The 10,803-nt window shown below is 47.3% G+C and carries 5 protein-coding genes; 4 read left to right on the top strand and 1 reads right to left on the bottom strand.

The genetic code is table 11. The features are described from left to right. Nucleotides 1-114 precede the first annotated feature (114 nt). Nucleotides 115-2,559, bottom strand: coding sequence for a phenylalanine--tRNA ligase subunit beta (gene pheT / locus QT974_RS07250; protein WP_333467841.1), 2,445 nt, complete (start codon nt 2,557-2,559; stop codon nt 115-117). A gap of 534 nt (nt 2,560-3,093) precedes the next feature. On the opposite strand from pheT, the gene QT974_RS07255 reads away from it, so the two are divergent. The 4 genes from QT974_RS07255 to QT974_RS07270 all read left to right on the top strand — a co-directional run bounded on the left by QT974_RS07255 (nt 3,094) and on the right by QT974_RS07270 (nt 10,750). After that, nucleotides 3,094-4,725, top strand: a complete 1,632-nt coding sequence (locus tag QT974_RS07255; RefSeq protein ID WP_333467842.1) for a serine/threonine-protein kinase — start codon at nt 3,094-3,096, stop codon at nt 4,723-4,725. A gap of 215 nt (nt 4,726-4,940) precedes the next feature. Next, nucleotides 4,941-7,964: an MASE1 domain-containing protein gene (locus QT974_RS07260; protein ID WP_333467843.1), complete on the top strand. Its 3,024-nt coding sequence runs from the start codon at nt 4,941-4,943 to the stop codon at nt 7,962-7,964. Between the two features lie 249 nt (nt 7,965-8,213). Then, a complete protein-coding gene (locus QT974_RS07265) occupies nt 8,214-10,043 on the top strand; it encodes a PAS domain-containing sensor histidine kinase (RefSeq protein ID WP_333467844.1) in 1,830 nt (609 codons plus the stop codon). A gap of 218 nt (nt 10,044-10,261) precedes the next feature. Beyond that, nucleotides 10,262-10,750 carry a hypothetical protein gene (locus QT974_RS07270; RefSeq protein WP_333467845.1) on the top strand — a complete coding sequence of 163 codons (489 nt, stop codon included), beginning with the start codon at nt 10,262-10,264 and terminating at the stop codon, nt 10,748-10,750. The last annotated feature ends 53 nt before the right edge of the window (nt 10,751-10,803 follow it).

Raw genomic sequence — 10,803 nt, forward strand, 5'->3', positions numbered from 1 at the left:
AAATCCCGGCGGTTGGAAACCAGGTTTACACAAACAAAACCCACCTCCGTGGGTTGAAGAAAGTTCCCAGGCTATACCTGGGAACCAGTTAATGGCCTGCGGAGGCTGGCTACTTTAGCTTCTCAAACTAACGCCGAATTTCTCGACTAAAATGTCGCGGACTTTTTGTTGGGCTGGTTCGACATCGGTTTCGCTTAGTGTTCGATCGCCCGATCGATAAATCAACCGAAATGCTAAACTACGTTGTCCCGCCGGTACGTTTTCGCCGCGATACTCGTCGAAGAGTTCCACCGAATCGAGTAAGCTACCCGCCGCCTGCTTCATTGCGCCCTGCATCTCAACTACCGGAACTTCCACCGGTGCGAAAAATGCGATGTCTCTGTCAGAAGCTGGGAAACTCGAATAACCTGCGAATTTGCGAGTCAAGTTCTGCGATCGCCCTAACTCATCCAACAACACTGCTAAATCTAATTGAAACACATAAACCTGTTCCGGCAAACCCTTTTCCTGCTGCAATTGCGGGTGTAACTGTCCGAAAACTCCCAACGGTTTCCCGTTTAAGGATAGCGCGGCGGTGCGGCCGGGGTGCAGGCGCGGATTAGAGGAATCGCTTGCATATTCTACAGCCAAACTCAACTGCTGAAACACACTTTCTAGGACACCTTTTGCTTCAAACCAAGTCAAAGGTCGATCGCGCCCACCTTGCTGCCATTTCCACACAGTCGGGTCGCCGCCAATAATCCCCGCTACGGCGTCTGCTTCTTTCTTGGCATCCCCTTCTTTCCAAAAAATGCGTCCGACCTCAAAACCATTAAGCGCGCCGTTTCCTTGCTCCAAATTGTACCCGAAAGCATCAATCAAACCCGACAGCATTTCCGTCCGCAACGCCGAATACTCGACAAACAGCGGATTTGCTAGCACAACTTGATTTTCTCCCTCGGTTTTTACTAAGGAATAGTGCATCAATTCTGTCAAACCGGCCGCCCGAAAAGCCGATCGCACATTCCGTATTTGCGCGTATTCTGGAGATAGATAACCGGGTTGTGTTTCGCTAGGCAAAGTATCGCAGAAGTTGTCGTAACCGTGGAGTCTGGCGACTTCTTCGATTAAATCAATTTCCCTTTCTAAATCCCGGTAGCGGTAAGCAGGAACAGTTATCGCAAAAACTCGTGCTTTTTCCGTCGCAGCCACTTCGCAGCCCAGGGCTGTGAGGATATTTTTTACTTCCTCTGGTTCCAGATAGGGAGAACCGCCGGCTGCTCCTCTTTTTAACTGTCCTAACACCAAGTTTAGGCGATCGAGACGCAATTCGAGCGATCGCGACCAACTCAAATCTCCCCCCGAACTCGCCGTTTTCTGCACCGTCGCAGCGCCTCCAGCCAACTGCAAAATTAGGGCAATAGCGCGATCGCACGCGGTCGTTAGAGCCGCCTGATTCACCCCCCGTTCGTAGCGGATCGAAGCCTCACTCCGCAGGCCTTGAGCGCGGGCAGAACGGCGAATCGTTGCTTGGTCGAAAATCGCAGCTTCTAAGACTAAGTTTACGGTGTTTTCGTGAACTTCCGTATCTTCGCCACCCATTACCCCAGCTAAGGCTACGGGTTTGTCGCTAGCAGTAATCAACAGATTTTGTGCTTGCAAATTGCGGTTTTGTCCGTCCAAGGTTTTGAAGGATTCCCCTGGTTTGGCAAAGCGAACGCCGATGCTGATGTCAGAAGTGCCGGTCAAAGATTGTAGGCGATCGCGATCGAAAGCGTGCAGCGGTTGTCCCCATTCTAGTAAAATGTAATTAGTGACATCAACCACATTATTAATCGGCCGCACACCCGCCGCCTGCAACCGCTGCTGCAACCAAGCCGGAGACGGTGCAATTTTCACTCCTGAAATTTCCGTGCCAATGTAAATCGGGCAGCCTTGCGGTTCCGATATTTCTACTGCCAAATTCGGACTTTCTTCGCCCTGAACCGCCACATCATTAGTTGTCGGAATTCTCACACTTGCGCCAGTTAGTGCCGCCACTTCCCGGGCTACGCCCACCATGCTCAAAGCGTCTGCACGGTTAGCAGTTGCTGTCAAATCTAAAATCACATCATCTAAACCTAAAAGCGGGCGAATATCGCTGCCCAATTCAGGATTTTCTAACTCGAAAATATGAATTCCTGCTGACTCTTTCAACAAGCCCAATTCAGCGAGAGAGCAAATCATTCCTTCCGAAGGAACGCCGCGCAATTTAGCAGGTTTAATTTTTAAATCAATCGTCGATAAAAAAGTGCCAACAACGGCTACAGGTACATAAATATCTGCCCTCGCGTTGGGTGCGCCGCACACAATATTTAAAGGTTCTGGTTTGCCGACATCGACTTGACAAACTCTCAATTTGTCGGCATTGGGATGTTGTTCGCAGGCGACTATTTTGCCCAATACTACGCCGTCAGCCCAGAGGCGGCGATCTTCAATTTCTTCGACTTCAAATCCGGCCATTGTCAGGGTTTCGGCTAATTCTTCTGGGGATATTGTCACATCCACCAATTCCCGCAGCCAGTTTAGAGAAATACGCATAATGAGAGTCAGTAGTTAGTTGTCGTGTTCGGTAGTTATTAGGTCAGTAGTCTGTGCCGACCTGCTTCGACTGTGCAGTCCCAGAATTTATTCTGGAATGCTTTTGATACCACATCAGTTAAATTTTGTCAAGACAACCGTGATATATATCAGCAAAAATGAGCGATCGCCTCAAAGGTAGATGGCTGCTGTGGGATGAGTAACATTCTCATTGAGAGAATGAGGTATGCTAGAGACATCTAACAGCGCAAAAAGCACCTAAGTTTAGAAAGACTTTACACAAAAAAGGACAACTTTAGCAAGTCTTTAAACTATCTTCAAGGATAATCTACCGCAAAAACTCACAGCAGCGACATAATCAAAATAGGGAAAAGATATCGGCCTAAAAGACTTAGGTGCAATTCCAATTCGTAACCGGACGCACGGCCCGCCGACAACTGATAGATCAGTATTTCTAGCAGAAGCGGTTTAAGGGAATTTGTGCGGTCGAGCGACGCTGACAAAATCAGAAAAACATAGGCAAACTCAATCAACATGAGCTACTGCGTAAATCCGGGCTGTCCCCATCCTCAAAATCCTCCTGACTCGATTCTCCAGTGTCAGACGTGCGGCGCGCGGCTATTGCTGCGCGCTCGCTACCGAGTCATTGAACCTTTAGGACAAGGAGGTTTTGGAGCTACATTTCTGGCAAAAGACATCTCTTTGCCCGGTCAACCGAGTTGCGTGGTCAAGCAACTGCGACCCAGTAGTTCGTCGCCGCGAGTCTTAGAAATGGCGCGGGAATTGTTCAAACGAGAGGCGAAAACCCTCGGCCAACTCGGCGACCACCCCCAAGTACCGAGGCTGCTAGACTATTTTGAAACCGAACAGCAATTTTACTTAGTTCAAGAGTATGTTAAAGGCTCGACTTTGAAACAAGAAGTCAAGCAAGCAGGGCGTTTCAACGAATCAGACGTTAAAAACTTTCTATTAGAAATTCTCTCAGTAGTACAATACGTCCACAGTCAAGGAGTAATTCACAGAGACATCAAACCTGCAAATATTATTCGCCGCAGTCAAGACAATCACTTAGTTTTGATTGACTTCGGAGCAGTAAAAGACCAAGTTAGCCAAACAATATTATTAGACCCCGCCGACCAAAGCGCTAACACCAAATTTTCAGTCGGCACGTTTAGTTTTGCTCCCCCCGAACAAATGGCACTGCGGCCGATATTTGCTAGCGACATCTACGCCTTGGGGATGACTTGTTTGTACTTGCTCACAGGTAAGTCGCCCAAGGATTTAGATTTTGATGGCGTAACCGGCGAAATTGTTTGGCATCCCCACGTTCAGGTGAGTCCAGATTTTGCGCGAATTCTCGATAAAATGCTCAAGCCCATCGTCAGTCACCGCTTTCAATCGGCAGCAGATGTCGTCAAAGCTCTCAATGGCGAATTTGAAGACGCAGACCTTTGCGACGGCTTGGCAACTCAATTTAACGCAGGCGGCCGCACAGTTGAAGAGCCGACGATATTTAACGATGATGGTACTTCCTGGCCCTCGCCCCAGAGCAAAAGCAGTCAAGATTGGCGACAGACAAAGCAAAGCACCCGCCCCAGAACTTCCTTCACCCAATCGGGAAACACGGGGATGCAGCCGAGAGTTGCTCGCAGTCTGGCAGAGTCGGGCAGAACTTTCGGAACTGCGGCACTTTCGGGTAATATAGCTGCGACCAAGGTAACGAAAGCTGTTGTCAAGTGGGACACCAACAGCTTGCGAGCGGCATATTTTAAAGGCAAGCGCGATTTTGCTGACTGCGAACTGTCAGGTTTACAATTGCAAAAAGCTCTGCTGGCGGGGGGGAATTTTTATCAGACTCGGTTGGTGAAGGCAAATTTGCAAGGAGCCGATTTGTCGGGGGCGAATCTCGGTCACGCTCGGTTAATTAAGGCGAATTTGCGAGGAGCAAATTTGACTGAAGCTTATTGCAGCACTGCTAATTTTGAAGGCGCGGATTTCCGGGGAGCTGACTTGAGTGGAGCTTATTTGACTAAGGCAAATTTGCGGGGCGCTAATTTGTGCGGCGCGAATCTGACTGACGCTACAGTTAGCGAGGAACAACTCGCAACTGCTAAGACTAATTGGCTGACTACCAAGCCTGATGGTAAGCGGGGTTTTGGATTTTAAGAAGTCATTGGTCATTGGTCATTGGTCATTGGTCATTGGTCATTGGTCATTAGTTATTGGTCATTAGTGCGAAGAACAAAAATTCTCCCTCTCTCCCCCTCCCCCAATCTACCTCCCTCCCCCTCCCCCAGTCAGGTGATTCGTCTGGAGGAAGCTCGATCGCCCCCGATCCACCTAAATTAAAAAGTAGCAATGGAGGATTCGATCGCACAAAAATGAAACTGCTCAACCGCCAGACTCGACCCCTTCTGTATGCCAGCATCCTAGCCGTTGCCTACTTTGTCACCGGAAAACTCGCAGCCTCGGTACTGGGACTGGTGAAAGCCGAAGCCTCCCCCGTGTGGCCGCCCGCCGGCATCGCGCTGGCGGCAATGTTGCTGCAAGGGCGCCGGATGTGGCCATTCATTGCCCTCGGTTCGGTGCTGTTAAACTCTACCGCAGGTATACCCTCCCCTGTGATTGTCACATCAGCTTTTAGCGTCACCCTACAAGCCCTGGCTGGAGAGACCCTGCTACAACGGATCGGATTTTGTACTAAGCTCGATCGACTGCGAGATGTTCTGGGTTTGGTCGCCGCCGCCGTCATAGGATCTACTTTGCTCGGTTCTACCCTCGGTAACTTGGGAATCTGTGTTTTTGGTTGGGCTCAGTGGAGCAATTTCTCTCGCAACTGGTGGACTACGTGGCTCGGAGACGGGATGGGAATTTTGATCGTCACCCCAGTCCTACTAACTTTAGACCGCTCTTTTAAAAGTTTTGAAATTCCCCGAAAATCCTGCATTATTTCAAATTTTAAAGCAGTTTTTAACAGTCAAAATTACCAATTACCAATTACCAATTATCCCAACACATCTCATCCAACTAAAAATCGCTACAATCTTCCATTTTTATTATCTTATTTAGAAGCACTAATTTTGCTAACTCTGCTAGTGAGCGTTAGCTGGTTGGTTTTTTGCTCGAAAACACAGACGGCGATCGCTCTCTATCCGCTCGAATATCTGCCTTTTCCTCTGATTGTTTGGGCAGCTTTGCGCTTTCAACCGCCGGGAGCAATTTTTGCTTATTCGATCGTCTCTTACATCGCAATTTGGGGAGCTGTCCAAGGAGGCGGCCCGTTTCTGGTCAAAAGCGAAAATCTCAAACAGGCGGTTTTATTTCTACAAGCTTTTACCGGTACGATCGCCGTTGTGGCCCTAATGTTGGCTGCTGCTGTCGCTGAACGCGAGCAAGCCCTCGTGGAATTGCGCCGGACTGCGGCTCAGTTGCGCGACGCTCACGCTAGTTTAGCCAACGCTCAGCGCATCGCTGGGTTGGGTAATTGGGATTTAAATTGCGCCGCCACCGCCACCATACAAAACTGCACAGCATCCCCAGAACGCGCTACACCAAATATCGAATTGCATTGGTCGGACGAACTTTATCGCCTCTTGGGCTTGACTCCGGGCTCTGTCAAACCAACACCTGAAATGTTTTTGCAGGCGGTACATCCAGAAGACCGAGAATTGGTGGCGCGATCGCAATCTCAAGCGATGTTTGAACGCCTTCCCTATTGCATTAACTACCGAATTGCGCTCGCCGACGGCTCCGAACGCACTGTCTGCGAACAGTCGGCGATTAATTCTAACGTCATCGCCGCCACAGTCCAAGATGTTACCGAACGCCACCGCGCGGAAGCGGCTTTGCGCGCCTCCTCCGATCGCGATCGCCTCCTCTCAGAAATGGCCCTACGCATTCGCCACTCTCTCGATCTCGAACAAATTCTCAATACAACTGTTGCCGAAGTCCGGCAATTTTTCAAAGCAGACCGCGCTTTCATCGGTATTCTGGATGCAGCCGGGGCCAATCTTCCCATGCCAGTCTACGGTAAAATTGTGGCTGAGTCTGTGGGTAGCCAATACCTTTCTATTTTGGGGTTGCTGCTAGATGACCAGAATCACCTCGCACACTTAAGAACTTTTTATGCTCGCAGCCGCGTCCGAACAGTCTGCGATACTGCTGCGGTGCCCCTGACCGATACCGTTGCCAAATATTACCGCGACTATCAAATTCGTGCGACGTTAAATGTGCCGATCGTCCTCGGCGATGAACTGTTCGGAATCTTAGCAGTCAACCAGTGTTCAGACAGGCGCCAGTGGCAAGAATTTGAAATTGATTTGTTAGAAAAACTCGCTACCCAAGTCGCGATCGCCCTCCAGCAAGCCCAACTTTTGCAGCAGGTAAAAGAACTGAATGCCAACTTAGAATCTCAAGTAGAGGAACGCACCAGCCAACTGCAACAAAAAATGCACGAACTGCAAGAAAGCAACTGCCTCAAAGATTTATTTTTGCACGCAGTTTCTCACAATCTCCGCACTCCTGTGATGGGAATGTTAATCTTGATCAAAAATTTGCTCAACAAATCGGCCTGTGAGTCTATACAGGATGTTCCAGTTTCTCGATCGATTTTGCAGCGCATAGTTCAAGCCAGCGAACACCAGTTGACGATGGTTAACTCCCTCCTCGACGCTCACGCCACCGAGGTCAAAGGAATTGTTCTCAACACAGAACCGCTACACTTGCAGTCTTTGAGTTCAGCAATTATTGCCGGTTTAAAACCGATGATGGCAAAAAATCAAGTAACTCTGACTCAAGAAATATCTGCTAATTTGCCGCTAGTCAAGGCCGACAGCAAACACTTGCATCGGGTGCTAGAAAATCTCCTAACCAATGCTATCAAACACAATCATCCTGGAGTAAATATAAATTTTAAAGCCGAGGTAATTGAAGTAGAAAAGTCATTAAATTTTGCCGAAAATGCACAGTTTTTTACATCTTCAAATAATTTCGTCTCCCGGTGTATCCCTAACCTGCCCTCTGCTGCGGGCGATCGCACCTCGACCCTCGACACCACCGACAAAAATCAGGAAACCAGGCTCAAATTTAACCTCGACAGCAGTCGCCAACTGCCCCGCCATCACGGTCAAATTGGCAATAACAGCAAAAAATTGCCCGGAGTTACCGTAAAAATGGTTCGCTGTACTGTAACAGATAATGGAGTGGGAATCAGCGCCAAACAACGGGAATCTCTGTTTGAACTTTACGTTCAAGACCCCAATAGCCGACAATTAACAGGGCTGGGTTTGGGATTGTACCTTTCCAAGCAAATTATCAAAGCTCACGGCGGCTTCATCGGCGTCGAAAGCACCCCCGGAGGCGGCTCGACTTTCTGGTTTTCGTTACCTGTTGTCAGTCGATTTTAGATTGTAGATTTTAGATACTTCGGCTTTCCTGTAAAAGTTTTAAATTTACTTTACAGATGAATGTGGGAGGTTAAACTATGCTATAAAAACTTGATTTATCTACGACAACAGTCGGGTGCTTGCATCAGTTTCAGGGCGGATTAAATTGAGCAAATTGCTATTAACTAAATTCTTCAATTGTTCAAATTGAAAATTTATCAATCATTCAATTATTCAATCCAAAATCGCAAATCCAAAATCTAAAATGGTATGGTTTATTCAAGTCATAAAAAATCAGTTGAGGCGCCAACGGTTTATGAGGTGTGGCGCGATCGCTTCCTGCGCGATCGGCTGCGCCCTGCTGTGCGAATTGCGATCTTTTTTGCCTTCACAATCATTGTCTATCTTCTCGGCGAAGCAATATTCGCTCCCCGCGAATTTAAAATTGTTTATTTGTACACTAGCGCTGCTGTAGAATTGGGCTTGCTGACTTGTTTGATATTGCAAAAAACCTCGATCGGCAAACGCTATCCAGGTCTGCTATTTTTGGGTTTTTCGTGGTCGCTGACCGTCGTCGTACAGATTGGGTTGGCCGCCGCAAAAGTCGGGGACTTACCGATTTTAACCTGGAGTTTAGCGTTTCTCACCCAAGCTACGCTGATGCCCGTCCGCTGGCGCCTTCACCTGATTTCTCAACTCGGCGTTTTGTTTTGCCATGTCGGCATAAATTTAATTTTAAATCTAAGTTTGGCTAAATATACTGCTTTTAGGCTGAGCGGATTTTACTTGTATTTATTTTGGTTTTGTTTGATTTGCGATTTATCGGTTTATTGGTACGAATGCTTGCAACGAACAGAGTTTAGTACCAGGCGCGAATTGGAATCTGCTTATCAAAAATTGGAGGCGGCTGAGGCGAAGTACCGCAGCATTTTTGAGAATGCTGGTGAGGGAATTTTTCAAAGCACTCCCGAGGGCCGCTATATTACTGCCAATCCTGCTTTGGCGCGGATTTACGGCTGCGATTCCCCCGAAGAAGTGACGGCAAAGTTTACTGACATTGAGCGGCAGTTGTATGTCGATCCAGTACGCAGAAAAGAGTTTTTGCGATCGATCGCCCAAAGCAACACAGTCTCGGATTTTGAGTCACAAATTTATCGCTGTGACGGCAGTATTGTCTGGATTTCCGAAAAAGCGCGGGCGGTTCGCGACAGCAGCGGCTCAGTGCTTTATTATGAGGGTTTGATCGAGGATATCACGCAGCGGAAACAGGCACAAGAATCGCAGAGACTGTTTATTCATGCTCTTTCTCACGACTTGCGCAACCCCGTAGCGGGAATGTTAATGGTGATCGAGAATTGGCAGACAAAAACTGGTGATTCGATCCCAATTCCCCGTTCTGTGGTGGAGCGGATGATTCAAGGTAGCGAGCAGCAGTTGCGGTTGATTAATTCGCTGTTGGAAGTTCACGCCGGGGAATTGCGCGGTTTGGTTCTGCACTGCGATCGGGTAGATTTGAAGCTAGTAGTTGAAGCGGTTGCCGCAGATTTAGAGCCTTTAATGAATGAGGCTGAAGCTACTTTCACAAATTTAGTTCCGGATGATTTACCCGCGGTGGATGCCGATCGTACTCAGTTATGGCGAGTGTTTTCTAATTTAATTGCTAATGCTTTAAAACACAATTTACCAGGACTAAAATTAACCGTTTCCGCTAAAATAATAACGGGGGCAAAAAGAATTGTTAATCAAAGCAAAACAAAACAGGATATACAGAAATTACCGATTACCGATTACCAACTACCGATCCCCAATTCCCAATTCCCAATTACCTATTACCAATCCCCAATTCCCAATTCCCCAAGTAGCATGATTTGCTGTACCGTTGAAGATGACGGAGTGGGAATATTGCCTGAACAGTGCGAACATCTGTTTGACCTTTATGTTAGGGGTTATCAATCCCGACACTCAGTTGGTTTGGGTTTGGGCTTATACCTTTGCCGACAAATTATTGAGGCTCACGGCGGGGAAATTGGAGTAATTAGCAATCCGGGTGCTGGGGCAATTTTTTGGTTTACTTTGCCCTTGGCTGAAAATTCCCGGTGAGTTTTTTGTATTTTTAACTACATTTTATCTGGTTTTCTACCCACAGGTAGCGCCAGACTGCGTGAAGCAAAATTAGTCGATAGAAGTATTGATATTAATTTGAAATAGTGCTACAATCACTCAAATATTTTCTAGGTTTTTTTCCTTCCTTCAGATTTTCTTTAGAAACAGCACTTAATTTAGAAAATATCTAAAACTAAATAACAGACCTGCAATTTATGTTTGTCGAGAACAGCTCAGAAAATACAGGTAAAGACGATGCAGCTAAGTACGACTCAGCCAAATATAACGAGCGGTCGTTCTCAACTTTAATTCGAGCGCTCCGTCTTTCCCAAGGTTACTTTTCTTTTGTTTTAGTGCACTGCAATTCGCTGGCTTTGCGGCAGCAAGTAGTCGATCGCCTGCAAGTAACTTCTACCCAGAAACCGCTGCAAATAGTTTTGCCAAAATCGGCGACAACTCTCTACACGACAATCGCCGCAGAAGTAGGCAACGAAAAGCCTCCAGCTTTGATGCTCCTCGGTTTGGAGTCAGTAGAGTCGATCGACAGATTGCTGATTTCCACCAACCTAGTATGCAGCGAATTCAGCAAAAAATTTTCCTTTCCCCTCGTCTTTTGGGTGACAGATGAACTTCTCAGAAAAATCATTCGCACCGCCCCAGATTTATACAATCGGATGACAACAATTAGATTTATTAGTCAGTAGTCATTGGTTATTGGTTATTGGTTATTGGTTATTGGTTATTGGTTATTGGTTAT

Source organism: Microcoleus sp. BM001215392 (assembly GCF_036700185.1).
Classification (GTDB): Bacteria; Cyanobacteriota; Cyanobacteriia; order Cyanobacteriales; family Microcoleaceae; genus Microcoleus.